Annotated in this window: 23 protein-coding genes; 17 read left to right on the top strand and 6 right to left on the bottom strand. The window is 65.3% G+C overall.

Annotated features, from left to right (window positions below; genetic code table 11):
• Positions 1 to 13 precede the first annotated feature (13 nt).
• Together NFC73_RS07755 and NFC73_RS07750 are read left to right on the top strand one after the other, a co-directional pair.
• Positions 14 to 1,222 (top strand): aspartate transaminase, encoded by a 1,209-nt coding sequence (locus NFC73_RS07755; RefSeq protein ID WP_254749048.1) that lies wholly within the window; start codon positions 14 to 16, stop codon positions 1,220 to 1,222.
• Positions 1,223 to 1,248: 26 nt separating this feature from the next.
• Positions 1,249 to 1,926, top strand: a complete 678-nt coding sequence (locus tag NFC73_RS07750; protein WP_254749046.1) for a 4-carboxy-4-hydroxy-2-oxoadipate aldolase/oxaloacetate decarboxylase — start codon at positions 1,249 to 1,251, stop codon at positions 1,924 to 1,926.
• A 194-nt stretch (positions 1,927 to 2,120) separates the two neighbouring features.
• On the opposite strand, the gene NFC73_RS07745 is transcribed toward NFC73_RS07750, so the two are convergent.
• The 3 genes from NFC73_RS07745 to nac form a co-directional block, all read right to left on the bottom strand.
• Complete coding sequence (locus NFC73_RS07745; RefSeq protein WP_254749044.1) at positions 2,121 to 3,614, bottom strand: HNH endonuclease signature motif containing protein; 1,494 nt, start codon at positions 3,612 to 3,614, stop codon at positions 2,121 to 2,123.
• Positions 3,615 to 3,749: 135 nt separating this feature from the next.
• Complete coding sequence (locus NFC73_RS07740) at positions 3,750 to 4,043, bottom strand: hypothetical protein (RefSeq protein WP_254749042.1); 294 nt, start codon at positions 4,041 to 4,043, stop codon at positions 3,750 to 3,752.
• A 115-nt stretch (positions 4,044 to 4,158) separates the two neighbouring features.
• Positions 4,159 to 5,079: a nitrogen assimilation transcriptional regulator NAC gene (nac, locus tag NFC73_RS07735; protein WP_254749040.1), complete on the bottom strand. Its 921-nt coding sequence runs from the start codon at positions 5,077 to 5,079 to the stop codon at positions 4,159 to 4,161.
• Between the two features lie 316 nt (positions 5,080 to 5,395).
• Between nac and NFC73_RS07730 the strand changes: the two genes are divergently transcribed.
• From NFC73_RS07730 to NFC73_RS07675, 12 genes are all read left to right on the top strand, one after another.
• Positions 5,396 to 6,484, top strand: coding sequence for an ABC transporter substrate-binding protein (locus NFC73_RS07730; RefSeq protein WP_254749038.1), 1,089 nt, complete (start codon positions 5,396 to 5,398; stop codon positions 6,482 to 6,484).
• 49 nt (positions 6,485 to 6,533) lie between these two features.
• A complete protein-coding gene (locus tag NFC73_RS07725; RefSeq protein WP_254749036.1) occupies positions 6,534 to 7,646 on the top strand; it encodes an ABC transporter ATP-binding protein in 1,113 nt (370 codons plus the stop codon).
• Complete coding sequence (locus NFC73_RS07720; protein WP_254749034.1) at positions 7,643 to 8,563, top strand: ABC transporter permease; 921 nt, start codon at positions 7,643 to 7,645, stop codon at positions 8,561 to 8,563. The genes NFC73_RS07725 and NFC73_RS07720 overlap by 4 nt, the downstream gene beginning before the upstream one ends.
• Before the next feature lie 2 nt (positions 8,564 to 8,565).
• On the top strand, positions 8,566 to 9,381 hold the full coding sequence (locus NFC73_RS07715) for an ABC transporter permease (RefSeq protein WP_254749032.1): 816 nt from the start codon (positions 8,566 to 8,568) through the stop codon (positions 9,379 to 9,381).
• A gap of 225 nt (positions 9,382 to 9,606) precedes the next feature.
• Complete coding sequence (locus NFC73_RS07710; RefSeq protein WP_254749030.1) at positions 9,607 to 10,395, top strand: LamB/YcsF family protein; 789 nt, start codon at positions 9,607 to 9,609, stop codon at positions 10,393 to 10,395.
• A gap of 1 nt (position 10,396) precedes the next feature.
• Positions 10,397 to 11,113 (top strand): 5-oxoprolinase subunit B family protein, encoded by a 717-nt coding sequence (locus NFC73_RS07705; RefSeq protein ID WP_254749028.1) that lies wholly within the window; start codon positions 10,397 to 10,399, stop codon positions 11,111 to 11,113.
• Positions 11,110 to 12,123, top strand: a complete 1,014-nt coding sequence (locus NFC73_RS07700) for a 5-oxoprolinase subunit C family protein (protein ID WP_254749026.1) — start codon at positions 11,110 to 11,112, stop codon at positions 12,121 to 12,123. Before NFC73_RS07705 ends, NFC73_RS07700 begins: the two co-directional genes overlap by 4 nt.
• Positions 12,124 to 12,170: 47 nt before the next feature.
• Positions 12,171 to 13,511 carry an MFS transporter gene (locus tag NFC73_RS07695; protein WP_254749024.1) on the top strand — a complete coding sequence of 447 codons (1,341 nt, stop codon included), beginning with the start codon at positions 12,171 to 12,173 and terminating at the stop codon, positions 13,509 to 13,511.
• 79 nt (positions 13,512 to 13,590) lie between these two features.
• The gene (locus tag NFC73_RS07690; protein ID WP_254749022.1) at positions 13,591 to 14,340 is read left to right on the top strand and encodes an SDR family oxidoreductase; all 750 of its coding nucleotides are present in this window, start codon (positions 13,591 to 13,593) and stop codon (positions 14,338 to 14,340) included.
• 54 nt (positions 14,341 to 14,394) lie between these two features.
• Positions 14,395 to 15,339, top strand: a complete 945-nt coding sequence (locus NFC73_RS07685; protein WP_254749020.1) for a 2-hydroxyacid dehydrogenase — start codon at positions 14,395 to 14,397, stop codon at positions 15,337 to 15,339.
• Positions 15,336 to 16,106 (top strand): SDR family oxidoreductase, encoded by a 771-nt coding sequence (locus NFC73_RS07680; protein WP_254749018.1) that lies wholly within the window; start codon positions 15,336 to 15,338, stop codon positions 16,104 to 16,106. The genes NFC73_RS07685 and NFC73_RS07680 overlap by 4 nt, the downstream gene beginning before the upstream one ends.
• Complete coding sequence (locus NFC73_RS07675) at positions 16,106 to 17,224, top strand: L-idonate 5-dehydrogenase (protein WP_254749016.1); 1,119 nt, start codon at positions 16,106 to 16,108, stop codon at positions 17,222 to 17,224. Before NFC73_RS07680 ends, NFC73_RS07675 begins: the two co-directional genes overlap by 1 nt.
• 10 nt (positions 17,225 to 17,234) lie before the next feature.
• Here the strand turns inward: NFC73_RS07675 and NFC73_RS07670 are convergent, their stop codons facing one another.
• The 3 genes from NFC73_RS07670 to NFC73_RS07660 all read right to left on the bottom strand — a co-directional run bounded on the left by NFC73_RS07670 (position 17,235) and on the right by NFC73_RS07660 (position 21,528).
• The gene (locus NFC73_RS07670; protein WP_254749014.1) at positions 17,235 to 18,908 is read right to left on the bottom strand and encodes a sensor histidine kinase; all 1,674 of its coding nucleotides are present in this window, start codon (positions 18,906 to 18,908) and stop codon (positions 17,235 to 17,237) included.
• Between the two features lie 70 nt (positions 18,909 to 18,978).
• Complete coding sequence (gene radA / locus NFC73_RS07665) at positions 18,979 to 20,352, bottom strand: DNA repair protein RadA (RefSeq protein WP_254749013.1); 1,374 nt, start codon at positions 20,350 to 20,352, stop codon at positions 18,979 to 18,981.
• Between the two features lie 48 nt (positions 20,353 to 20,400).
• Positions 20,401 to 21,528, bottom strand: a complete 1,128-nt coding sequence (locus NFC73_RS07660; RefSeq protein ID WP_254749012.1) for an FUSC family protein — start codon at positions 21,526 to 21,528, stop codon at positions 20,401 to 20,403.
• Positions 21,529 to 21,763: 235 nt separating this feature from the next.
• Here NFC73_RS07660 and pstS point away from each other — a divergent pair, with 235 nt between their 5' ends.
• The 3 genes from pstS (at position 21,764) to pstA (ending at position 25,032) form a co-directional block, all read left to right on the top strand.
• Complete coding sequence (gene pstS / locus NFC73_RS07655; protein ID WP_254749011.1) at positions 21,764 to 22,885, top strand: phosphate ABC transporter substrate-binding protein PstS; 1,122 nt, start codon at positions 21,764 to 21,766, stop codon at positions 22,883 to 22,885.
• A 101-nt stretch (positions 22,886 to 22,986) separates the two neighbouring features.
• The gene (pstC, locus tag NFC73_RS07650; RefSeq protein ID WP_254749010.1) at positions 22,987 to 23,919 is read left to right on the top strand and encodes a phosphate ABC transporter permease subunit PstC; all 933 of its coding nucleotides are present in this window, start codon (positions 22,987 to 22,989) and stop codon (positions 23,917 to 23,919) included.
• Positions 23,920 to 25,032: a phosphate ABC transporter permease PstA gene (gene pstA / locus NFC73_RS07645; protein WP_254749009.1), complete on the top strand. Its 1,113-nt coding sequence runs from the start codon at positions 23,920 to 23,922 to the stop codon at positions 25,030 to 25,032.
• Positions 25,033 to 25,084: the final 52 nt, after the last annotated feature.

The raw sequence follows: 25,084 nt of genomic DNA, 5'->3' as shown, positions 1-25,084 counted from the left end.
ATTGGAAGAGACCATGTCTGAATTCGTGCCTGCATCGCGTGTTTCACGCATCAAATCGTCCCCAAGCGTGGCCGCTGCCGCCCGCGTCCGGGAGCTCAAAGCAGAGGGCCGCAGCATTCTTGACCTCACGGTGGGGGAGCCGGACTTCGATACGCCGGAACACATCAAGGCCGCAGCCGTAGAGGCAATAACCGCCGGCGAAACCAAGTACACTTCCGTGACCGGGACTCCTGCCCTGCAGAAGGCCATCCTGCAGACCCTGGAGCTGAACACCGGCCTGCACTACTCCGCCAACGAAATAACCATCGGCGGCGGGGCCAAGCAGGTCATCTTCACCGCGTTCATGGCCTCCCTGGACGACGGCGACGAGGTCATCATTCCCGCCCCCTACTGGGTCTCCTACCCGGACATGGTCCTGGCCAATGACGGCCGGCCGATGATCGTCCCGTGCGGCGAGGACTCGGGGTTCAAACTCACCCCCGACGCCCTGCGCACCGCCATCACGGACCGGACCAAGTGGCTGATCCTGAACACCCCCTCCAACCCCACCGGGGCCGTGTACTCCCGCGCCGAACTACGTGCGCTCGCCGACGTCCTGGCCGGCTTCCCCCACGTCTTTGTCCTGACCGACGAAATCTACGACCAGATCTACTTCGGTGCAGGCAAACTGACAGGTCTTGTGGAAGCGGCTCCCGAGCTGAAGGACCGTGTCCTGGTGGTCAACGGCGTCTCGAAGGCGTACGCCATGACGGGCTGGCGGCTCGGCTACGGTGCGGGCCCGGCCGGCCTGATCGGGGCCATGAACAAACTGCAGTCACAGATCTCCTCGTGCCCGTCCTCGGTCAGCCAGGCAGCGGCCGCGGCCGCCCTCAGCGGGGACCAGTCCTTCATCCGCACCAGCGGCGAGGTGTACCGCAGCCGCCGGGACGCCGCCGTCGCGGGCCTGAACGCGATCTCCGGGCTGTCCTGCTCGACGCCGGAGGGGGCCTTCTACGCCTACGTGAACTGCGGCGGGGTACTCGGGAAAACAACGCCGGACGGCAGCGTCATCCGAGATGACCAGGATTTTGTGCTCTACCTCCTCGACCTCGCCTCCGTCGCTGCGATTCCGGGCTCCGCCTATGGGCTCGGGCCGTACTTCCGGATCTCGTATGCAACCAGCCTGGCCGTCATCGAAGAGGCTGTCGCCGCCATCGACAAAGCCGTCCAAGCCCTCAGCTGATCAATCCCCAAACCGAAGGACACAACATGATCCACGTCAAGACAAACGTTGACAGGCCGACGGCGGACGCCGTCCTCAGGCTGTCCAAGTTCTCCTCTGCGACCATCCACGAAGCCCAGGGCAGGAAGGGTGCGCTCAGCTCGAAGATCAAGCCGATTGACCGCAGCATGTCCTTCTGTGGACCCGCCACAACGGTCCGCTGCGCACCCCGCGACAACCTGATGCTGCAGGTTGCCATCCATTATGCGGAGCCGGGCGACGTTGTCCTGGTTGCCGCCGGCGAGTTCGAAGAGGCCGGGACGTTCGGCGACGTCCTGGGCAACGCCATGAAGGCCAAGGGCCTTGCCGCCATGGTGACCGATTCAGGGGTCCGGGACACCCAGGACCTGATCGAGCTGGGTCTGCCGGTGTTCTCCGGCAGCGTCAGCATCAAGGGAACGGTCAAGGAAACCATCGGCCCCATCAACCACCCTGTGGTTTTTGGCGACGAGATCATCTACCCCGGTGACATCCTGCGCGGCGACGCCGACGGCGTGGTTGTGGTTCGCAAGGACGAGATCGAGGAAGTCATCCGGCTGTCCCAGGAACGGGACGACGCCGAGCGCGACCTTATCGGCCTGTACAAGGCTGGCGGCACCACCATCGAGCTGTGCAACCTCACCGAGGTGCTCAAGGCCAAGGGCCTGCTGGTCGAAGAGGCCTAGCAAGGCTCCTCCACGCCTGACAGTGCCGCCGCAGAGCTGACAGGGCTCCTCCACGCCTGACAGTGCTGCCGCAGATCAGACCTGACAGTTCTGCCGCAGATCAGACCTGACAGTGCTGCAGCAGAGTGGACCGCCCGGTGGATTCTGCGTGGTGCTGTCCGTCTTGTCTGTGTGTCGGGCAGCCGGTCAGGCGCTCAGGCGCGGGCGTGGAGAAACCGTTCCAATCGGCCCTCACCGAGGGATATCCCGAGGTGCACAATGTCCGGCTGACAGCCGGGGGCATCACGCGGGGCGGAGCATGGCACGTGCCCGTTTGATGTCAGTTCCGGTTTCAGTCCTCTTGGCCAGTGTGGTGGTTCCCAGTCCTGGTGTTCGCTCTTGTAGTGCCGGCCAGTGGGCGATATCCAGCCCGGTGGTTCACTCTTGCTCGCCGCTGTGGGTCTCCAAGTGCTGGTGTGCCTCAGGCGGTGATGTTTGGGACAGGGCTGTCCCAAATTCGATATGCCGGTGGTTCCGCCCTTGTGCCAGGCCAGGATGTGGTCCGCTTCGTTGTCCAGGGAATGATTGGAACAGCCCGGGAAGGGGCACTTACCGTCGCGCATCCGGAGCCAGTTCCGCATGGCCTTGGTGAGACGGTAGCTGGCTCGACCGATCTCCAGGGGCGCCCCGTCCCGCGGGTCAACCAGAACCCGGTAGAACGAATCGGCCCCGTTCGCCACGAGGTCCCTGGCCATCGACGCCGGGATCGGACCGAAACCGTCAAGCATCGCCGGTTCCTCGGTAGCGCCGAACAGGGAAAACACCGGGACCGTCACCAAAACGTGGGCCCGAGGCGGCGGAACCTGCCCGGGATCATGTTCTGCCGGGATACCGCTGCTCAGGAGGGCTGTGGCGAGTACGTCAGCGCGGAGCTGTGTGAGGGTCAGGGGCTCGTCCGGGCCCTGCAGACCGCGGGCGACCGCGGTGGTCCGGTTCCAGATTGCTGCCGCCTGGTCCGCGGGGAGGTAGGCCGAGAGCCAGGCCATCCCGTCCTGGTCCGGGGAGTACTCGACCCGGCGGTCCAGGACACCCTTTGCGTGCCGCTTCTCGATGCTCTCCGTGTGGTGGCGTTCGCGCCACGTTCGTGCCTGGTGACGGAACCGGGACGCCGGCATTTCCCCTGCGGGACAGCCGCGGGCCGGGTTCGGGGCATCCGGGTCCAGAAAGTGGGCCTCCAGAGCCGCGGCCCCGGCCGGGTCAAGGGTTGCGGCTTCTTCCACCATGGCCCGCGCGTGCTGCCACGAGATGGTGCCCGCTTGCAGGGCGGACAGCGTCAGCGGCAAAGCAATCGTGAGCATTTGCGACTGGTTCAGCAACGCCCCTGCAGCCCGTTCACCGATCGCCAGGATGCAGGCGACCTCCGCAGTCACCGCAGCCTCCTGCGCCGGACCTTCCCCGGGTGATGCGCCGGGAGGCGCTACAGATTCCGCCGTTTTAGCGAATTTCGCGGCGGCCTGGGCTTTCAGGGCGGCCATCCGCGCATCCGACGCCGCGGCCCCGGCCAGAACGTCAAGGCAATCTTCGGCCAACCCATGCCGCGGATCGCCCCTGTAAAACGCCTCGGAGCCTGATTCAGCCACAACGGCGGTAAGCACAGCAATAGCGGCATTGATGTCCTTGAATGCCTTCGCCACTGCCGGGTTTCCCATGTCTAAAATCATCCAGCGGGGGTCTGACATTTTCCGCGGCTGGCCCAGGCTTACCCGTGCCATCACGGTCGTCGACGCCAGAGGTGTCCGGTTACGCCTGGTGTTAATCCTGCTTATTTCTGCCGTCCAACGAGTTCAGCCGACGAGCGTGTGGGCCCTGGAAACGGCAAGCTGTGGTCCGGGCAGGGGATAGGCGGCCGGGCCGGTGGCGGTTTCGTCCAGGAGCCAGAGCGTCGCCCCTGACGCGCCCCTGGGCATGATGCTGCCTTCAAACACAAACACGGCCTGACCGGGCTGTCCTTCGGGAAGCCAGAACCCGTTCGCGGGGCAGTGGGATCCGGTTCTCGCCGCCAAACGGCTCCCGCCCGAAAGGACCCGGTTCGCACTGCTGATCTTTTTCACGATGTGCTCCCAATCAACTAATTCCACTGAAGAAATGATTGCCGGTTTATCCGGTTTTCATATTTCAAGATTAGTTTCGCGGAAGCGCGTTTACTAAGACCAAATCCACGTGCCCTGATAAGGAAAAGCTTTGGATCCAAAGCTACCGTGTGTATTTAGCGCTCAGCATCTCCTGGAGCATTTCCTTCAACACCATCAGGACGGCCGATGCCGCCTCTGACAGTGGTTCGTGATCCGGCGTGCAGAGTGCTATTTTGCACTGCAGCCCGGGATCAACAATCCGCAGGACCCGGAAGTCTTCCTCGTGGAAAAGCGCATCGGCTGCTGACTTCGGCAAGATGGTGGCGCCCATGTCCGCCCGGAGGAGCCGCGTCAGGGAAGGCACGGATTCCACCTCGCCCACCAAGCGAAGGCTGAGTCCTTTGTCCCGCATGCCGGTCTCGACAATCTGACGCAGGGTGTGGTTCTGCTCGGGAAGGAACAGGCCGAATTCCGCTGCCTCCTTGAGGGTGATCTCGCCCGATTTGGCTGACGCCGCCGCGTTCTTGCCGTTCACCACCAGGTGAAGATCCTCCACGATCATGGTGGTGAACTGCACGCCGCGGATGGGCCCAGGCTCGTAGATCAGGGCCATGTCCAGTCTGCCGTTCTTGATGGCCTCGCTCAGCACACCGCCGTAGATCTCCGTCAGGTGGAGCACGATGTCTGGGTAGCGCCGCGCTACTTCACCGATAATGCGCGGGGTGAGGCTCGAAGCCATGCTGTACGGTGCGATCGCTATTGACACGCGGCCGGCAGGGGCGGCCCCCGAACTCGCCACATCCTGGCGGGCCTGTTCGACCAGGCGCAGGATGGTCTGGGCGTGCCGGTAGAGCGTGTGGCCGGCGGCTGTGGGCTGCACGCCCTGCTTACTGCGGATGAGCAGCCGCTGCTTCAGCTCGGTTTCCAGTGCGGAGACCTGCTGGCTCAGGGCCGGCTGGGCCACGTGCAGGGCTGCGGCAGCCTTCGTGATGCTCCCTGAGTCAACAATCTTCACGAAGTAGGCGAGTTTTCGAGTGTCCATGCCGGCATTTCTTTCCTCTGCGGCGCCCTGAAGCCCCGACGGGTCATATCCGGATTTTATGGAGGGATACGCAATAGGTCTTTGTGTGATCCACATCTCGGACACTAGGTTGATCTTCAGAACACAATTTCTGTGACAAACAGATTATACCCCTCCATCCATAAGCGGCGATGGTGCCCCTATATGGCTTTTGCATAATCACGCCGTTTACAGAAAGCGTCGCTTTCTTTTACATTCCCGAAATATACGCTCCATACCTTTTAGAAGCATCCTCCAGAATCCGACGGATTCCCTCCTGACTAAGGAAGAGACTCAAATGAGAGTTATCACTAAAGGCAAAATCGCATTAGCTGCCGCCGCGACAGCTGCAGCCCTGGTGCTGACCGGCTGCGGGGGCAGCGCAGGGTCCAGCAGCGGCGGAAACTCCAGCGCCACGTCGGGCGAGCTGAACCTGATTGCCTACTCCGGTGTCTGGCAGGACCAGTACACGGCTGCCGTGATCGAACCGTTCAAGGCCAAATACCCGGACATCAAGATCAACTACTCCTCCAAGCGCTCCTCCGCCGAAATGCTGAGCGCACTCCAGGGCCAGAAAAACAATCCGGCCACTGACGTGGCCATCATGGACAACTCCGTGTCCACCACGGGCAACACCCAAGGACTCTTCGACAAGATCGACGCCGCCGCGGTACCCAACCTGGCGAACGTACCTGAGCAGTTCAAGAACAAGGGCGGATTCGGTCCGGTAGTCATGCTGGACGCGGTTGGCCTGCTCTATGACACGGCAACTTTCCCCCAGGCGCCTGAGAGCTGGGATGTGCTCTGGGATCCGGCCTACGCCGGCAAGATCAACGTCAACGCTCCGCCGTCGCTGCTGGGTCTGTCCCTGACTGCGATCACATCCAAGATGGAGGGCGAGGACTACACCAAGAGCATCGACAAGGCGGTTGCCCGCCTTAAGGTGATGGCGCCGGGCGTCCAGACGTTCGCCCCCAACCCGGACGAATACCAGAACGTGATCACCGGCCAGACGGTCCTGGGACTGGGACAGAACGCCCGCGGCCAGTTCTACAGCGACCAGAGCAACAAGAAGATGGGTGTGACCTTCCCGAAGGAGGGCACCGTCTACCAGATCAACACCGTCAACGTCGTCAAGGATGCGCCCAACAAGGCTGCCGCCCAGACGTTCGTTGACTATGCGCTCTCCGCCGAAGCGCAGACCGCCTTCGCCAAGGCTCTCTTCTACGCCCCTTCTGTGACCAACGCCGAACTGCCGGCGGACGTCAAGGACCGCGTGGTTCCCACTGACGGCTCCCTGAACATCGTCCCCCTCGATGTTGAGTTCCTGTCCTCCGCCCGGGACAAGTGGACTGACACCTGGAAGCGCCAGATCATCACCAAGTAGCCGTCCCCACGGCGCCCCTCCCCCCACCTGCTTCAGGAGAACTGAAATCGTGACTGAATCAAAACTGTCGATCGTGGATCTGACCAAGAGATACGCAGCCGGTCTTGACCCGGCCGTCGACCGCCTGAACATGGAGGTGGAGGAGGGGCACCTGGTGGCGCTCCTCGGCCCGTCAGGCTGCGGCAAAACCACCACCTTGCGGATGGTGGCCGGCCTGATGGACCCCACCGCCGGTTCCATCGTGGTGGATGGCAAGGAAATCACCCACACCCCTGTGAACAAGCGCGGCATGGGCATGGTGTTCCAGTCCTACGCCCTCTTTCCGCATATGAATGTGGAACAGAACGTGGCCTTCGGGCTGCAGATGCGCCAGACGTCAAAGTCGGAGCAGAAACGCCGGGTGGCCGGGGCGCTGGACATGGTCCAGCTCGGCCACCTGTCCAAGCGGCAGGTCAAGGAATTGTCCGGCGGGCAGCAGCAGCGCATCGCCCTGGCGCGCGCCCTCGTGGTGGAGCCCACGCTCCTGCTCCTCGACGAGCCCCTGTCCAACCTTGACGCCAAGCTCCGCGAAACGATGCGGACCGAGATCCGCTCCATCCAGCAGCGGACGCGGGCCACCACGCTGTTCGTGACCCACGACCAGGACGAAGCGCTGGACATGGCCGACCGCATCGCCGTGATGAACGGCGGCCTGATCGAACAGTTTGGGTCGCCCACCGACGTCTACGAACGGCCGCGGACACGGTTCGTGGCAAACTTCATCGGCCAGGCGAACTTCCTCAACGCCCGGGTCCTTTCCGAGTCGGGTTCCGCCGCCAGGGGCGAAACCCACTACCGGGTCTCCATCGACGGGCTCGGCCAGTTCGGTGCGGTGGGCGCGCCCGGCCTGACCGGATCCGCCCATGAACTCGTCATCCGCCCCCACCGGCTCAGGGTGTCCCTGCAGCCGGCCGGGACTGAAACCATTGCGGGCGTCATCGAACGGGTCAACTACACCGGCGATGCCCTCTCCGTAGCCGTCAAGGCCGGCGACCGCGTCCTGCAGGCCCAGATGCCCACGTCCAGCGGCGACCTGCCCCGCACCGGCGATGCAGCCTATCTTTCGTGGAACGAGCAGGATGCCTACCTGCTGCCCACCCCAGTGAAAGAGCCGGCAGCGTGACCGTCACCCAGACCGAGGCCCCCGCCGCCCGCCGGACCGGCGCAGCTGAAGGCGAACTGGAAAAGTCCACAGGACGCCGCAACAGGCGGACCTATCTCGCCCTTCTGATACCGGGCGTCCTTGGCCTCGTGGTCAGCTTTGTTTTCCCGCTGGCCTACATGGTCCGGATGTCCTTCAACAAGGGTGCACCGGACGGCGTCATCGAGGAAACCTTCACGCTGGACACGTATATCCAGCCGCTGACCGATCCGTACTACTGGTGGGTCACGCTGGACACCTTCCAGATGGGTGTCACCGTGGGACTGCTCTGCGTCCTGGTGTCCTACCCGGTGGCCCTCTTCCTCGCCCGGAGCACCAGCAAATACCGGGGGCTACTCATCGCCGTCGCCATCGCACCCCTGCTGACCTCGGCGGTTGTGCGGACCTACGGGTGGATGGTCATCCTGGGCACGAACGGCCTGGTCAACTCCACGCTGGACGGAATGGGCCTGATTGATACGCCGCTCAAGCTGACCAACAACATGACCGGCGTAACCATCGGTCTTGTTGAGATCTTTATGCCCTATGCAATCCTCGCGATGATCTCGGGCTTCGGGCGCCTCAGCCCGCAGCTGGAAGAAGCCGCCGGATCGTTGGGCGCCAGCAAGCTGCAGATTTTCACCCGTGTGACCCTGCCGTTGAGCCTGCCCGGCATCCTCACGGCGTTCCTGCTGGTCTTTGTGTTGTCGATCAGCACGTTCATCACCCCGCGCCTCCTCGGCGGCGGCAGCGTCCAGGTGCTCGCCACGGAAATCTACGATCAGACCACCGGGCTGCTCAACTGGCCGTTCGCGGCAGCACTCTCCGTCATCCTGCTGGTCCTGTTCGGCCTGATCATCGCCGTTTACCAGCGCCTCACCAAAAAGATCGGAGGCTAGCCATGTCCGAGGCCCGCCTGTTCAAGCCGCGGTTCAACCCGGCCAAGCCCGCGTTCGGGATCCTGGTGTTCCTGCTCTACGTGTTCCTCCTGGCGCCGCTGCTGATCGTCTTTGTTGTCTCGTTTGCCTCCAACCAGTACCTGTCCTTCCCGCCGGAGGGCCTGACGTTCAAGTGGTACGAGATGCTGCCGGAGGAAAGCACCTTCATGAACGGCATGCGGGTCAGCCTCATTGTCGCCGTCATCGTCACGGCCATCGTTTTGGCGCTCGGAGTTCCGGTGGCACTGGCACTGGACAGGTTTGAGTTCAAGGCCAAGGCAGCGGTGCAGTCATTCTTCCTCTCGCCGCTGCTGATCCCCAGCATCGTCCTGGCGCTGGGCATGGTCCTGCTGTTTGGTCCGCTGAACCTGAACAACACTTACACCGGCATCATCATCGGCCACGTGGCCATCACCATCCCGTTCGTGATCAGGACGACGCTGATGAGCCTGGCCACTACCGACACGTCCTGCGAGGCGGCGGCAAGGATCCTCGGGGCAGGGTCGTGGACGGTCTTCCGGCGGATCACCCTGCCGATCATCCAGCCCGGGGTCATCGCCGGCGGCGTCATCGCGTTCATCGTCTCCTTCGACGAAGCAGTCATCTCGCTGTTTGTGGCCGAGTCAGGGCTGCCGACGCTGCCCGTGCAGGTCCTGCGGTACGTGGAGAACTCTGCCGACGCAGCCGTGGCGGCGCTGTCCGTCATCCTCATCCTGATCTCCCTCGCCGTCGTCGTGGTCGTTGAGCGTGTTATGGGCCTGCGCAAAGCCCTGCGCTAGGCGCACGGGATAGGCCCGGGTCATAACCGCGGCCTATCCCGTGACATGGATTACGTCTTTGTGTGGGGCAGCGCACGGTGCCAGACTTTTGGGTAGGGCCGGAACCGCGGTTTGCAGCCATAAGCAATGGCGATGACTCACCACGCGGCGGCCGCTTCCCGCGCAAGTTTCCAGCCCCCACCCGGGGCACAACAGCTCAGAACACCACGAAGGAAGGCACACACTATGGGTCGCACGGTTGATCTTGTGGCAGATCTCGGTGAAGGCTTCGGTGCCTACTCCCTGGGTGACGACAGCGCACTCCTGGAAATCGTCTCCAGCGCGAACATCGCCTGCGGATTCCATGCCGGCGACCCGGACATCATGGACCGCACCGTTGCCGAATGCGTCCGGCGCAACGTCAGCATCGGTGCACACCCCAGCTTCCCGGACCTGCGGGGCTTCGGACGGCGGGCCATGGATCTCACCGCGGCTGAAGTCCGCAACGACGTCCTCTACCAGCTCGGAGCCCTGTCCGCCTTCGCCGCCTACCACGGCACCAGCGTCGCCCACATCGCCCCCCACGGCCGGCTGGGCAACCTCGTCGCCACCCGCCAGGATTACGCCGCCGCCGTCGCCGATGCCGCCAGCCGGTACCGCCCGGACCTCATTGTCCTGGCCCAGGACGGCGAGCTTGCGGAGGCCGCGGCCAGCCGTGGTTTGCCCATAGCCATCGTGGGCATCGCCGACCGGGCTTACGAGGACGACGGAACACTGGTGCCGCGCAGCCAGCCCGGCGCCGTCATCCATGACCCGGCAACCATCGTCGACCGCACCATCCGCATGGTGTGCGAAGGAATCATCGAATCGGCGTCCGGAATAAAGCTTCCCGTCGTCGCGGACACCGTCCTGCTGCACGGCGACAACCCGGGCGCCGTGGACCTGGCCCGCCTCATCCGCAAGGAGCTGACCGCGGCCGGCGTCACCATTGCCCCGCTGCCCCAGGTGCTCGCAGCCAAAGCGGAAGCCGCCTGAGATGACCGCTGCAACCCCTATCGAGGTACACGAATCAGGTGACGCCGCCCTCCGCGTCGTCGCTACTTCCCCTGACCGGGAGCGGAACTGGGCTGCGGTCCACGCCCTGGCGGCCTGGCTTGAGACGGCCGACGTCGACGGTGTACACGGCGCGGTTCCCACCTACGATTCGGTGCTGGTGGAGTTCGACCCCTACGTCACGTCCGCTCGCCAGATCCGCGCCTTTGTACTGCTGGGCATGCGCCAGCTGGATTACGTCGGCGCCCCGGCCCGCATGCCCCGGCAGTTCGATGTCCCCGTGGTCTACGGCGGCGAGTACGGACCCGACCTCCAGAAGGTCGCGGACCACGAGGGACTCTCCGTTGCCGAGATCATCGCCCTCCACACGGCCAAGTCCTACGTCATCCGCTGCCTGGGGGCCCCGGCAGGATCGCCCATGATGGACGGCCCGGACTTCCCCCTGCCCGTGCCCCGGCTGAAGGACCCCCGGCTTTCCGTGCCCGCAGGCGCCGTCTCCGTCGCCGGCCGGCAGGCAGTGATCGCTCCGGCCTCAGCTCCCGGCGGGTGGTGCGTGATCGGCCAAACGCCGCTGACCGTTCTGAACCCGGACAGGCAGCCCTTGGTGCCCTACCTGCCCGGCGACCTGCTCAGGTTCCACGAGCTGCCGGCCGACGAATTCGATCGCCTTGCAGGCCTTGAACTGGAGGCGTCCGCATGAGCGGGACCCTGACCATCCAGCAGGCCGGCCACTCCGTCGTCACAGACCTCGGCAGGTTCAAGGGGCCGCGGTACGGGCTCCCCGTAAACGGAGCGTTGGACCAGTTCTCTGCACGGGCAGCCAATATCCTGGCCGGCAACCTGGACAACGATCCCGTCCTCGAAGTCACAGCACTGGACTTCCGGATGCGGGCAGACTCAGACCTGCTCATCGCCGTCACGGGTGCACCACTGACCGTGACCGTCGGCGGACGCGAATGTCCGCAGTGGGAGCCGGTATCGGTCCTCGCCGGGGAAACCATTGCTTTGCGCGGTATGAACACCGGGTTGCGCGCCTACATCGCAGTCCACGGCGCACTGGAAGCCCCGATGCTGCTGGGCAGCTGCGCGCCGGACACGGTCGTCGGCTTCGGGCTGAAACTTACGGAAGGCACCGTCCTGGAAGCCCGGAAGACCGTGCCCCCGATCAGGCAGCCGTACTTTGACCTTCCCCTGTTCCGGCTGGGGCTGTCCCGTCCTGGAGCCAGCGCCAGCCCGGTCATCGACGTCACGGACGGACCGGACATCGCCGAATTCGGCGACACCGCCGATCTCCTGTTCAACACCAGCTACACGGTGAGCGGTCGGAGCAACCACATCGGCCTCCGCCTCGGCGGGGCGCTTCCGGAACGGCAGTCGACAGCGGAAGTCCTTTCCAGGGGCGTTCCGGTCGGGGCCATCGAGGTCCCGTCCCGGGAAGAGCTCCTGGTACTTCACCGGGGACGCGGCGTGACGGCCGGATACCCTGTGCTGGGCGTCGTCACCAGCCGCTCCCTGGATGTCCTGGCCCAGGCCAGGCCCGGGCACACCATCCGGTTCCGCAAAACCACAGTGGCCGAGGCCACTGCGCGTCACCGTGCCGCAATGCGTGAACTTGAGGCGCTGCGCACGTCAGTAAATACAGTCTTCGGCTTACTGGGTGTGGGAGCCCCGGCAAGCTGGCGGGAACTCCTGCCGGCGTCCGGAACCTGAGATCCCGTCATGTCCCGCCTCAGTCATCAGAAAAAGTAAGGATCAAGATGTCAACGTCAACACGAGCGGCCGGTCCGCAGAACGACCGCCTGGATGCCAGGCAAACCCGGAAGGTGGTTACCGCCGGCTGTGTGGGCATCTTCGTGGAACTCTACGACAACGGCATCTTCGCCTTTATGGCCGGAACCCTTGCCTTGGTCTTCCTCGCCCCCGGCAACCCGGACAACGCCCTCCTCTTTGTTTTCGCCGGCTACGCCGTGTCCTTCTTCGTACGCCCCCTGGGCGCCGTGGTCTGCGGTTACCTGGGTGACCGCATCGGAAGGCAGAAACTGCTGGTCTTCGTCATCCTGCTCATCAGTGTGGCAACAGCAGGCATAGGCCTCCTGCCGGCCTACTCCGCCATCGGCATCGCTGCGCCGATCCTCCTCGTGCTGCTCCGCATGCTGCAGGGCTTCTCCGTCGGCGGCGAAGCCGCCGGCGCCATGACGTTCCTCGCCGAACACGCCCCGGAAGGCAAGCGCGGCATCATCACCTCCTACGCCCAGATCGCCTCCTTCGCGGCGCTGCTCACCGGCACGATGGTCGCCTTCTCCATGTCGCCCTGGCTCACTCAGGCAGCGATCGACGGCGGCGGCTTCGGTTCGTTCGCATGGCGCATCCCGTTCCTGGTCGCCATTCCCATGGGCGTCATCGGCTGGTACATCCGCAAGGCGATCAGCGACACCCCGAACTTCGTGAAGCTGAAGGAGGAGGGCGGCCTGTCCAAGAACCCCCTCAAGGAAGCCTTCAAGTCCGCCGAACACCGCCGCGCCATGCTGCTGGCCCTCTTCATCCCGCTGATGAACGGCTCCGGCTACTACGTCCTCTTCTCCTACATGCCCACGTTCCTCAAAGGCAAGCAGCTCAACTTCACCATCGGCGAAGCACTCCTCGTCACCGCCTGCAGCCTGGTTGTCATCTGCATCGCCATCCCCTTCATGGGCGCCCTCTCCGACCGCGTCGGCCGCAAAAAAGTCATCGCCGGCTCCGCCATCGCGATGGCCGTCGTCGGAATCCCGGCCTACGCCCTCATCGCCACCGGCGAGATGGCACTGGCCATCCTGGGTGCCTGCATCATGGCCGTGGTCTTCGCCGGCCACACCGCCGTCATCCACATCCTGATCGTCGAACTGTTCCCCACCCGGGTGCGGTACTCGGCCTACGGCCTCGGGTACAACGTCTCCTCGGCTCTCTTCGGCGGCACGGCGCCGTTGCTGATGACCTGGCTGATCTCCACCACAGGCAACATCTACATGCCGGCGTTCTACGCCGTAGTCACCGCCCTGGGCACCCTTGTCGCCGTGAGCACGGTCAAAGACCGGGCGCACCAGCCCCTCCGGGACGCCTGACCCACACACCGGGCCGGGGGCTTTGGCCCCGCGTCCAAGCCCGTCATTCTTTGCCAAACCCCACTCATTGGAGACTTCCATGTCATTTTCAGACTATTCGACAGCGCTCGTGACCGGCGCTTCCACCGGCATGGGCGCCGCCATCGCTGAACGCCTGGCCAAGCGCGGACTCCAAGTACATGCCTTCGCCCGCAACGAAGAACGCCTGCAGGACCTGGCGGACCGCACCGGAGCCGTCCCGCACGCCGTCGACCTGACCGACACCGCGGCGCTGACCGCAGCGGTGGAGGGCCTGAAAGTGGACGTCCTAGTCAACTGCGCCGGCGTCTCCCGCCCCGGAAACATCCTGGACTCCACCGAAGACGACATCGACGAGTTGGTGGACGTCAACCTGCGCTCCCTCCTGCAGCTGACCCGCCTGGTGCTTCCCGGCATGGTGGAGCGGGACAAGGGCCACATCGTCAACATCAGCTCCATCGCCGGCGTCTACAACTTCTATGGCCACACCGTTTATCACGCCACGAAGGCGGCAGTGCACCAGGTCTCCCGGCAGCTGCGCAACGATACCGTGGGCAAGCGAATCCGCGTCACGGAGATCTGCCCCGGCCGGGTGGAGACCGAAATCTTCGGTCGGAACATGGGCGGCACGCCCGAGGCCATGGAAGAAGCGTGGAAGACCTACTACGAGGGTTATGAGTCCCTCACGACTGATGACATCGTCAATGCCCTGGATTACGCCGTCGAAACACCCCAGCACGTGAACGTCGGCATGCTGGAACTGATGCCCACCTTCCAGGTCCCCGGCGGACTCACCTTCGACCGCCGCTGACCAGCAACCGTCCCCGCACCGCACTGCCACCAGCAGAAAACGATAGGTCCCCTGATGCACAACATCCGTACGGTGAGTTTCCCCGACCAGCAGCTGCTCGCCGACCTGGAGCCGCTTCCGGGCGGGCTCCGCGGCGTCGTCTGGGACCTCCGGTCCGATCCACAGGGCGGAACCCTGGAGGAGATCGATGCCGTGATCTTGCCCTACATCGACGCCGGGGCGGTGCTGCCCGCGCTGGCCAACGTACCAGGGCTCAAGTTCGTCCAGACGCAGTCCACGGGCTTTGACGGTGTCCGGGAAGCGGCTGGTTCGGCGGCCGCTGTGTCCAGTGCAGCCGGAGTCCACGCAGCGGCAACAGCGGAACTGGCGGTGGGACTCATCCTTGCCAAGCTCCGGGGGATCGATCATGCGGTCCGGGATCAGCTGCAGGCGGCCTGGCGGCCGGAGCGCCGCCAGTCCCTCGCGGACCGCCGGGTGCTCTTGGTCGGCGTCGGCGGTATCGGGCAGGAGACGGCAAAGCGCCTGGAACCCTTCGAAGTGACCGTCACGCGGGTGGGGAGCGCCGCGCGCGACGACGACCACGGGCACGTGCACGCGTCCTCCGAACTTGCGGAACTCGCGGCCAGCCACGACATCCTCATTTCAGTCCTGCCACTGAGCGAGCAGACGCACCACCTGATCGGCGAGAAGGTCCTCGCAGCATTGCCCGACGGCGCGCTGGTGGTCAACGTGGGCAGGGGAGCGGTGGTGGACACGGCCGCGCTGACCAAGGAAGTCACGTCCGGCCGGTTGCAGTGCGCCATCGATGTGGTGGATCCGGAACCGCTCCCGGCCGACCACCCGCTGTGGGGGTCTCCGAATGCCTTGATCACGCCCCATATTGGCGGTAACGCGTCCGCCTTCGAACCCCGGATCGTCAAGCTCCTGTGGCAGCAGCTGGAGGCGCTGGCCGCTGGACGCCTTCCGGCCAACCTCGTGCAGATCGGCCCCTTCTCATGAATACACTTTTTGATTTGACGGGGCGGGTTGCCCTGGTGACGGGTTCGAGCCGGGGGATTGGCAATGCGTTGGCGCGGGCGTTGGCGGATGCCGGGGCGACGGTGGTGCTGAACGGGATTAATGCGGAGCGGTTGAAGGCGGCTGAGGCGGCGATGGCCGCGGACTTCGCGCCGGGGCGGGTCCATAGTGTCGGGTTTGATGTCACCAGTGATGCCGAGGCTGCCCGGGGTGTTTCGTGGGTGGAGGAAAACGTAGGTCCGTTGCAGATCCTGGTGAACAATGCGGGGATCCAGCACCGGGTGCCGATGCTGGAGCTCGATGTCGCGGACTGGGAGCGGGTGATCGCCACGGATCTGACGGGCGCGTTCCTGGTGGGGCGGGAGGCGGCGCGGCATATGATTCCGCGGGGCAGGGGCAAGATCATCAATATCTGTTCGGTGCAGACGGACCTGGCCCGGCCCACGATCGCCCCGTATGTGGCGGCGAAGGGCGGGTTGCGGAACCTGACCCGGGCGATGACGGCGGAGTGGGCGGGGTCCGGGCTGCAGATCAACGGGATCGCCCCGGGCTATATCCATACCGAGATGACGCAGAACCTGGTGGACGATGAGCAGTTCAATGCCTGGATCCTGGGCCGGACCCCGGCGCGCCGGTGGGGCACGGTCCAGGACCTGGCCGGGCCGGCGGTGTGGCTGGCCTCGGACGGGTCGGACTTTGTGAACGGGCAGACGATCTTTATCGACGGCGGAATGACGGTGGTGGTCTGATGGGCGCTTCAGCAATGGCTCGGGGGACCGAAGCAACATCCCTGCCGGTTTCCCTGCCGGTGTCGGGTGTGGCGGTGGTGGCGCATGCGGCCGGGGACCTGCGGATCGAGGAGGTCCCGCTGGCCGCCCCGGCCGCGGACGAGGCCGTGGTCGAGGTTGCGTACGGCGGGATCTGCGGGTCGGACCTGCATTACTGGCTGCACGGGGCGGCGGGCGAATCGATCCTGAGGGCGCCGCTGGTGCTGGGGCATGAGATTTCCGGTGTTGTGGTCCGGGCGGCGGCGGACGGGACCGGCCCGTCCGCGGGCGCCCCGGTCGCGGTCCACCCGGCCACCCCGGGTCCGGGGGCGGGGGAGGTGCGGTGGCCGGCGGACCGGCCCAACCTCTCCCCGGGATGTACGTATCTGGGCAGCGCGGCCCGGTTCCCGCACACCGACGGCGCGTTCGCCCGCTACGTGAACCTGCCCACCCGGATGCTGCGGGCACTCCCGGCCGGGGTGGATCTGCGGACCGCGGCGCTGATCGAACCCGCGTCGGTGGCCTGGCACGCCGTCGCCCGTGCCGGGGACGTCGCGGGCAGGAGCGTGCTGGTGATCGGGTCCGGCCCGATCGGTGCGCTGGCCGTCGCGGTCCTCAAACGTGCCGGCGCGGGACGGATCACCGCCGTCGATGTCCATGCCAAACCGCTGGAGATCGCCGCCGCCGTCGGAGCGGACCAGACCCTGCAGGCCGGGGACGCGGACGCGATCGCCGCGGTGCAGGCCGACGTCGTCATCGAATCCTCCGGCAGCCACCACGGCCTGGCCTCAGCGATCCAGGGCGCGGGGCGCGGCGGGACGGTGGTCATGGTCGGGCTGCTGCCCACCGGACCCCAGCCGGTCCTGATCTCCCTGGCCATCACCCGGGAACTGGACCTGCGCGGATCCTTCCGCTTCAACAACGAGATCGACGACGTCATCACCGCCCTCGCCGACCGCACCCTGAACATCGGCCCCGTCATCACCCACGAATACCCCCTCAGCCAAGGACTCGAAGCCTTCGAAACCGCCAGGAACTCCGCCGCATCAGGAAAAGTCCTCCTCAACTTCCAACCGGCAGGCGCAGTGCTCCAGCCCTGAGAACTGTCGTTCAGGACGCAGGCAGGACGAAGGTCGCCGTGGTGCCTGCGCCCGGTGCGCTGGTCAGGCTCATGGACCCGCCGTGGCCCTCGACGATGGTCTTGCTGATGGGGAGCCCCAGGCCCGCCCCGGGGATGGCCGTTTCGCGGGACCGCGCAGAGCGGAAGAATTTGGTGAACGCCTGCTCCTGGTCTTCCGTGCTCATGCCGATGCCGGGATCGGTGATCGAGCAGACGAGGTCCGTGCCGGTGCGGTGCGCCCGGGCGGTGATGCGGCCGCCGTCGGGCGAGTATTTGATCGCGTTGGCGAGCAGGTTGCTGACCACCTGGCGGATCCGCGGGACGTCCATCCGGGCGGTGAGCGACGGTCCCACTTCCAGGACCAGTTCAAGGCCCCTGTTGGCGGCCTGGGGGAGCGTGAAATCGACGACGTCGGCGAGGAGCCAGGCGAGGTCGGCCTCCTGCAGAGAAAGGTCCACATGTTCAGAGGCCACCGCAATCAGATCGTTCACCAGGCCCAACAGCTGCGTCGCGTTCCGGTGTACCACCTGCAGTTCGGCTTCGATCCCTTCATGCCCGGGTTCCTCCAGAACGAGTTCGAGGTAGCCGAGAATGGACGTCAGGGGCGTTCGCAGCTCGTGGGAGACGGTGCCAACGAAGTCGTCCTTCGCGGCGAGCGCTGTGATCAGGGCTGTCACGTCCACCAGCGTTATGACACCGCCGCTGCGCGCTCCGTCCCCGGAGCAAATGGCGTGCGCGCTGACGGAAAAGCCGCGCTGGTCCTTTTCATCGCCTGCCCAGATCAGCTCGTCCGTGAACATATCGCCCCGGGCAACGCGGGCAGCGGGGAGCCCGTCGGAAGGCACCGGCGTCGCCCGGTCGCTGAGCAGCAGGGTGATAGTGCTCTCGGCTTCGGTCAGTCGGGCCAACGTCGGATCATCGCGCATGGCCCGGTTGACCAGGACATTGTTTCCGTGCTGGTCCACCACCCAGACGCCCACTCCCACCGCCGCCAGCACGGCGTCCAGGAGCCGCTGGCGGTCCACACTCTCAGCAAGCGTTTCCGCCAGCGCCTCGTCCTTCTTGACCATTGCCGTGCGCTGGCGGTGAAGCGTCCCGGAGACGACATGCGCTGTCACTGCGATTGCGGCCATCACGAGGGGCAGAAAGATGGTCCGGATCATCGTGCCTTGGGCCGGGGGCGCGCCGAAGGCCACTGCGGGGACGATGGTGCTGAGCAGCGTGGCCACCACAGCCAGTACCACCCTGATGCGCTGGCGGCCGATGGCGAGCCACACCACGGGGAACACGAGCATCAGGCTCAGTACCGCGAAATTGGGGCCACCGGCCTGGCGCGTGAAGCCGATGGCAAGGCAATCAAGGAAAGGTATCACCGTGAATGCGGCGGACGGCAGCCTGCTCCACGGAAGAGCCACGCAGGCGACGAAGACGGCCGAGTGCGCCAGTAACGCCAGCCGGAAGGCGTTGTCCGCCAAGGTGGCGGGGCTGAACAGCCCGGCAGCCACCACGACGAGCAACACCGTAACGGTGAGCGGAAGCTGGCTCATCACCACCCGGCCCCGGGCGCCAAGGCCCCCGAAGAACGCGTCGATCCGTCCGGCGAGAAGACCGTCGTTTGGCGGTTCCTGGCCCGGCGTCGAGCCATTTCGTTGCGTTTGTTGCATCAGTCTGTCCCCCAGACACAGCCGTGATGACCTCCGGCTGCCTGAAGGTCGTTGTGAAAGCCTAGCTGCCCTACCCGATCAGCAGGCTCAACGCCTCCGTAAGGTGCTCCACTTCGCGCACCGAGAAGCCTGGTGGCACGGGTCCGGGTCCGTTGTGGCTGGCCGGGACCACGGCGTGGGTGAAGCCCAGGCGGTGTGCTTCCTGGATGCGCTGGTTTATGCCGGGCACGGGCCGGACCTCGCCGGCCAGGCCTACTTCGCCGAAAGCGATCAGCCGGATGGGCAGGGGTTTGCGGGCCTTCGCGGACGCGACGGCAAGGGCAACGGCGAGGTCAGTGGCCGGTTCACTGAGCTTCACACCGCCCACGGTGGCCACGTAGGAATCGTCCTTGTGCAGCAGGCAGCCGGCACGCTGCTGCAGCACCGCCAGGAGCATGGACACCCGTGAACTGTCCAGGCCGCTGGTGGCCCGGCGGGGCTGCGAGTTGGCGCTCTCGGCAAGCAGCGACTGCACCTCGGCCAGCAGCGGCCGCCGCCCTTCCATGGTCACCGTGATGCAGGTGCCTGAAACAGGTTCCTTGGTGCGGCTGACGAACAGCCCGCTGGGGTCCGTCAGCCCTTCGATGCCGTTCTCATTCAGGTCAAAACAGCCGACGTCGTCCGTGGGCCCGTACCGGTTCTTCACCGCGCGCAGCATCCGGAGCCGGGAGTGACGCTCGCCTTCGAACTGGCAGACCACATCCACCAGATGTTCGAGCAGCCGCGGCCCCGCGATTGACCCGTCCTTCGTCACGTGCCCCACCAGCAACGTGGTCATGTTCCGGCGCTTGGCTGCCGCGATGATGGACGCAGCAACCTCACGCACCTGCGAGACGCCGCCGGCGCCGCCGTCGACGTCCGCGCTGCTGAGCGTCTGGACCGAGTCCACAATCAGCAGCCGCGGCTCGATCTTCTCCACCTGCCCCAGTGCCTGCCCCAGGTCCGTTTCCGCAGACAGGTACAGGGAATCGGCGACGGCGTCGATCCGTTCGGCGCGCAGTTTCACCTGCGCGGCGGACTCCTCGCCTGTGACATACAGAACGTCCTGGGCGGTGCGGGCAAACTTCGCCGCGACGTCCAGCAGCAGCGTGGACTTGCCTACGCCGGGCTCCCCGGCCAGCAGGATGACCGCGCCCGGAACCAGGCCTCCGCCCAGCACCCGGTCCAGCTCGTCCACTCCGGTGGGCAGGAAAGCCGCCGTGGTGGCATCGACCTCGGCAATCCGGCGGGCCGGCTCCAGAACTGTAGTAGCCGCCGTCGTACGCGCTACAGCGGCGCCGGTTTCCTCAACCGTGCCCCACGCCTGGCACTCGCCGCAGCGCCCCACCCACTTGACCGTGGTCCAGCCGCATTCGGCGCACTTATATGCCGGCGCTTTGGACGCCCGGGAAGTCTTTGTTGCCATGGGTTCCACCCTACTGGCGGGCACCGACAAGGACGGACGGCGACAGCGCTACAACCCCGGCAGCACGTCCCGGGCCTCGCGCGAATCCATGCCGGTGGCCTCCAGGAGGTCCACCATGAGTGGCCGGAACAGCATCACCACAGTCTCACCCTCAAGCCGCTCGACCTCCAGCAATTTCGGATGCAGCCGCAGCGCGATCTCGCTGAAGTCCCGCCGAGCCGTCCGAAGATGGGCGCCGCGCACGCCTTCGTGCGTTTCCGCCAGGCCGAGCGACAGTTCATCAATCGCGGCCGCGGTTTCCTGGAGCACATCGGCGATGTTCGCGGTGGCGTTGTCAGAAAGCGCGGCGTGGTTGATGGCGCTGGTCAGCCTGCGTGCGAAGACGCGGCTGTTCCTGAGCGCAAGGTCGATGAAGTCAAGGGAGTTCTCAAGCCTGTCCAGCTCGTCGCGGTGCCGCCGGTGGGCCGGCGCGAGGGTGGCCACTTCACCGGAGGCGCGCAGGGAATGACGCATCGCGTCCACGAGCGGCTGGCAGTTCCGGCCGCGGATCAGCGCGTGCCAGGCCTGCGTGGAGTCGCTTTCGGTCAGGGCGGCGGCGCATTCCCGGAGCACTTCCGCCAGTTCATGGAGCAGCTTCCGGACATCCTTGCGGGGCTCCCGGCGCGGATCCTTCGGAATGAGGATGGTCACCAGGAGGGCGAAAAGGCCACCCACCACGGCGTCCAGGCTGCGCGTGAAAGGCCCGCCGTCCGGAGCCGGCAGCAGAACTACCAGCAAGGATTGCAGCCCCAGCTGCGTGGTGAAGATGTTGCCGCTGTCCAGGAAACGGGCCAGCAGGATGGAGAACAGGAGTACGACGGCGGCCTGCCAGATTCCGCTGCCCAGCCAGTGCAGCAGCAGATCACCGACGGCGATCCCGATGGTGCAGCCGAGGCCCACCTCCATCACGCGTCGCAGCCGCGGGTCACGCGAGAAGCCCAGTGCGATCAGTGACGATGTGGCCGCAAAGAGGGGTCCGGAGTGCCCCAGGACGTACTCGGCGAAGGCGTACGCCCCCACCGCGCACGCGGTCATCTGGACGGCGGGGACCAGTGAGTTCCGGCTCCGGACCAGGCCGGTCCGGATGCGTCCGCTCAGGAAACGCCTGCTTGCTGAGAGTCCTGCTGCTGCGGCCATGCCCTCCAGTCTATTTGCCGGCCCGGCACCTAAGACCGAAAGTGTGACGTGCGCAATAGTGACGCAGCAGTTGTAAGCCAATATGCCGCCGTCGTTAATCTCCTGTTCATCTTCGGCCGCCCATCGCTTAACCTGCGGCCCATAGATTCGTTGAAGGTACAAAACGTACGCATCGCGCTGCAGGGCTTCTCCGGGCCCTCCCCGCAACTGAATAACCCTGGAAGGGGTACATCTAGTGAAGGCACTCCGTTTCGGCCGCCACGCGGCTATCGCTGTAATCGCAGCCGGCGCACTCGCGCTCACCGCGTGCGGTTCAGATAACGCCACGGGCAACACGCCTGCAGGCAACCAGACTTCTGCCGGCCCCAAGGTCACCGGCACGCTCACCGGGATCGGAGCATCCTCCACCGGTGCAGCCATGGACGCCTGGAAGGCCGGCTTCGCCGCTGCCAACCCCGGCGCCACCGTGCAGTACTCCCCGGACGGTTCCGGCGCAGGCCGCAAGGCGATCATCGACGGCTCGGCCCAGTTCGCCGGCTCCGATGCGTACCTCAAGGATGAAGAGCTGGCCAGCTCCAAGGCCAAGTGTGGCCCGGAAGGCGCCATCAACATCCCCGTCTACATTTCCCCGATCGCTGTGGCGTTCAACGTCCCCGGCATCACCGAGCTGAAGCTTGACGCAACCACCGTGGCCAAAATCTTCCGCGGCGAGATCGTCAACTGGAACGACCCCGCCATCGCCGCCCTGAACGCGGGCGTCAGCCTCCCGGACCTGAAGGTCACCCCGGTGAACCGCTCTGACGATTCCGGTACCACCACCAACTTCACCGAGTACCTTGCGGCTGCTGCTGCGGATGTTTGGACCGACAAGGCTGCCGGCATCTGGCCCGCAACCCTGCAGGGCGAAAACGCCAAGGGCACCTCCGGTGTTGTCAAGACCGTCACCGACACCCCGGGCGCCGTGACCTACGCGGATGACTCCGCCGTGGGCGGCAAGCTGGGCACCGCCTCCATCAAGGTGGGCAGCGAGTTCGTCAAGATCTCCGCCGATGCCGCCGCCAAGGCTGTTGAAGCCGGCAAGGCCGTAGATGGCCGCTCCGCCACCGACGTCGCCATCAAGCTGGACCGCAAGACCACCGCGTCAGGTGCCTACCCGGTCGTCCTGGTTTCCTACCACGTTGTCTGCACCACCTACGACAAGCAGGAAACTGTTGACCTCGTCAAGGCCTTCGAAAGCTACGTAGTTTCGGACGCCGGCCAGAAGACGGCTGCTGATTCCGCGAAGTCCGCGCCGCTCTCCCCGGCCCTCGCCGAGAAGGCCGTCAAGGCCATTGAATCCATCAAGGTCAAGTCCTAGTACCTGCCCTGAACCACGTTCCCCGCCACGCCGAAAGGCGGGGCGGGGAACTTTGGCTTGTAAGCTCGATTTAGGCACCGCCCACAACCGAAGGGTCTGGAATGACCGCCACCCCCCTGAGTAGTCCCCAGGGCGCAGGCCGCGCCGGGGATAAGATCTTTTCCGGCGCCGCCCTGACCGCCGGGTGCCTCATCCTCGCCGTCCTGTTCGGCGTGGCACTCTTCCTTGTTGTCCAGGCAATTCCGGCGCTCACCGCCCCGGCCGCCGAGATCCAGGGCGGCGAAGGCTTCTTCGCCTACATCTGGCCGATCGTTATCGGCACCCTCATCGCAGCCGTCATCGCACTGGTGATCGCAACACCCATCGCCATTGGCGTGGCCCTGTTCATCTCCCACTTCGCCCCGCGCGGACTCGCGTCCGGCCTTGGCTACGTGGTGGACCTCCTGGCCGCCATCCCGTCGGTGATTTACGGTGCCTGGGGCGCGGCGTTCCTCGCCAAGGAAATCTCCCCCGCCTACAACTGGCTGGCACAGAACATGGGCTGGCTGCCCATCTTCCAAGGTCCCGCCTCTGCCACCGGAAAAACCATCCTGACCGCCGGCATTGTGCTCTCGGTGATGGTCCTGCCGATCATCACGTCCCTGAGCCGCGAAATCTTCCTGCAGACGCCCAAGCTCCATGAGGAAGCCGCACTGGCCCTCGGCGCCACACGCTGGGAAATGATCAAAATGTCGGTCCTGCCGTTCGCCCGTCCGGGCATCATCAGCGCCGTTATGTTGGGCCTGGGCCGTGCGCTGGGCGAGACCATGGCAGTTGCCCTGGTCCTCTCCTCCGGTGCCCTGACAGCCAGCCTGATCACGTCCGGGAACCAGACCATCGCCGCGGAGATCGCGCTGAACTTTCCCGAAGCCAGTGGCCTGAAGGTCAGCACGCTGATCGCTGCCGGCTTGGTCCTTTTTGTGATCACCCTGGGAGTCAACATGATCGCCCGCTGGATCATCACCCGGCACAAAGAATTCTCGGGAGCCAACTAAATGTCCTCCACTCTTACCCCCGCGCGCAGCAAGCGTTCAGCCCTCACCAAAGGCCAGCTGCCCAAGTACGCGCCGTACGTTGTCCTGGGACTCGCCCTCATCGTGGGCGCCGCAATCCTGGCACTGATCGGGTTCAATGCCTTTGGCTGGGGCATCGTCTCGGCCATCCTCTTCGCTGCCGGCCTGGTGGGCTGGAGCGCGGCGGTGGAAGGCTCGCGCAAAGCCAAGGACAAGCTGGCCACCTGCCTGGTGGTGGGCTCGTTCCTGGTCGCGCTGCTCCCGCTGATCTCCGTGATCTGGACGGTGCTGGTCAACGGCGTTCCCGGCCTCATCTCCCCGGGCTTCCTCACCAGCTCCATGAACGGCGTCACGGGCGTCTACGACAATAAGGCCGTCGAAGAGGGCGCCCCCGTTATCGGTGGCATCTACCACGCCCTGTTGGGCACCATCCAGATCACGCTGGTAGCCACCGTGATCTCCGTGCCCGTCGGACTGCTGAGCGCCATTTACCTGGTGGAGTACGGCCACGACGGCCGTTTGGCCCGCGCCATCACGTTCTTTGTGGACGTTATGACCGGCATCCCGTCCATCGTGGCCGGCCTGTTCGCCGCAGCGTTCTTCTTCGCCGTGGTGGGGCCCGGCACCAAAACCGGTGCCGTCGCCGCCGTCGCGCTTTCAGTCCTGATGATTCCTGTAGTGGTGCGTTCCAGCGAGGAAATGCTCAAGATCGTCCCCAACGAACTGCGCGAAGCGGCCTACGCGTTGGGTGTGCGTAAGTGGCGCACCATCCTCAAGGTGGTTATCCCGACGGCGATCTCCGGCATCGCGTCCGGCGTCACCTTGGCGATCGCCCGCGTTATCGGTGAGACTGCGCCCATCCTGGTCACCGCCGGGTTTGCCACCAGCATCAACAACAACGTGTTCGGCGGCTGGATGGCGTCGCTGCCCACCTTCATCTACACCCAGATCCTGAACCCCACCTCACCGGCGAACCCGGACCCGTCCTCGCAGCGGGCCTGGGGCGCCGCCCTGGTGCTGATCATCCTGGTGATGGTGCTGAACCTTGGCGCCCGACTGATCGCCAGGACCTTTGCGCCCAAGACCGGCCGCTGAAATTTTTTTCAGCAGGCCATTCCGGTCCTCGCGGCCAAACCCTAGACTTCAA

Origin of the sequence: Pseudarthrobacter humi, from assembly GCF_024294965.1 — a bacterium.
Lineage (GTDB): Bacteria > Actinomycetota > Actinomycetes > Actinomycetales > Micrococcaceae > Arthrobacter > Arthrobacter humi.
The sequence above is the reverse complement of the archived record's forward strand: the minus strand, read 5'-3'. Positions and strand labels throughout refer to the sequence as shown.

What these genes read in the sequence shown, in the direction of transcription:
- NFC73_RS07755 (WP_254749048.1), top strand. Translation starts at nt 14, where the DNA reads ATGTCTGAATTCGTGCCTGCATCGCGTGTTTCACGCATCAAATCGTCC.
- NFC73_RS07750 (WP_254749046.1), top strand. Translation starts at nt 1,249, where the DNA reads ATGATCCACGTCAAGACAAACGTTGACAGGCCGACGGCGGACGCCGTC.
- NFC73_RS07745 (WP_254749044.1), bottom strand. Translation starts at nt 3,614, where the DNA reads ATGGGAAACCCGGCAGTGGCGAAGGCATTCAAGGACATCAATGCCGCT.
- nac (WP_254749040.1), bottom strand. Translation starts at nt 5,079, where the DNA reads ATGGACACTCGAAAACTCGCCTACTTCGTGAAGATTGTTGACTCAGGG.
- NFC73_RS07730 (WP_254749038.1), top strand. Translation starts at nt 5,396, where the DNA reads ATGAGAGTTATCACTAAAGGCAAAATCGCATTAGCTGCCGCCGCGACA.
- NFC73_RS07715 (WP_254749032.1), top strand. Translation starts at nt 8,566, where the DNA reads ATGTCCGAGGCCCGCCTGTTCAAGCCGCGGTTCAACCCGGCCAAGCCC.
- NFC73_RS07710 (WP_254749030.1), top strand. Translation starts at nt 9,607, where the DNA reads ATGGGTCGCACGGTTGATCTTGTGGCAGATCTCGGTGAAGGCTTCGGT.
- NFC73_RS07705 (WP_254749028.1), top strand. Translation starts at nt 10,397, where the DNA reads ATGACCGCTGCAACCCCTATCGAGGTACACGAATCAGGTGACGCCGCC.
- NFC73_RS07700 (WP_254749026.1), top strand. Translation starts at nt 11,110, where the DNA reads ATGAGCGGGACCCTGACCATCCAGCAGGCCGGCCACTCCGTCGTCACA.
- NFC73_RS07695 (WP_254749024.1), top strand. Translation starts at nt 12,171, where the DNA reads ATGTCAACGTCAACACGAGCGGCCGGTCCGCAGAACGACCGCCTGGAT.
- NFC73_RS07690 (WP_254749022.1), top strand. Translation starts at nt 13,591, where the DNA reads ATGTCATTTTCAGACTATTCGACAGCGCTCGTGACCGGCGCTTCCACC.
- NFC73_RS07685 (WP_254749020.1), top strand. Translation starts at nt 14,395, where the DNA reads ATGCACAACATCCGTACGGTGAGTTTCCCCGACCAGCAGCTGCTCGCC.
- NFC73_RS07680 (WP_254749018.1), top strand. Translation starts at nt 15,336, where the DNA reads ATGAATACACTTTTTGATTTGACGGGGCGGGTTGCCCTGGTGACGGGT.
- NFC73_RS07675 (WP_254749016.1), top strand. Translation starts at nt 16,106, where the DNA reads ATGGGCGCTTCAGCAATGGCTCGGGGGACCGAAGCAACATCCCTGCCG.
- NFC73_RS07670 (WP_254749014.1), bottom strand. Translation starts at nt 18,908, where the DNA reads ATGCAACAAACGCAACGAAATGGCTCGACGCCGGGCCAGGAACCGCCA.
- radA (WP_254749013.1), bottom strand. Translation starts at nt 20,352, where the DNA reads ATGGCAACAAAGACTTCCCGGGCGTCCAAAGCGCCGGCATATAAGTGC.
- NFC73_RS07660 (WP_254749012.1), bottom strand. Translation starts at nt 21,528, where the DNA reads ATGGCCGCAGCAGCAGGACTCTCAGCAAGCAGGCGTTTCCTGAGCGGA.
- pstC (WP_254749010.1), top strand. Translation starts at nt 22,987, where the DNA reads ATGACCGCCACCCCCCTGAGTAGTCCCCAGGGCGCAGGCCGCGCCGGG.
- pstA (WP_254749009.1), top strand. Translation starts at nt 23,920, where the DNA reads ATGTCCTCCACTCTTACCCCCGCGCGCAGCAAGCGTTCAGCCCTCACC.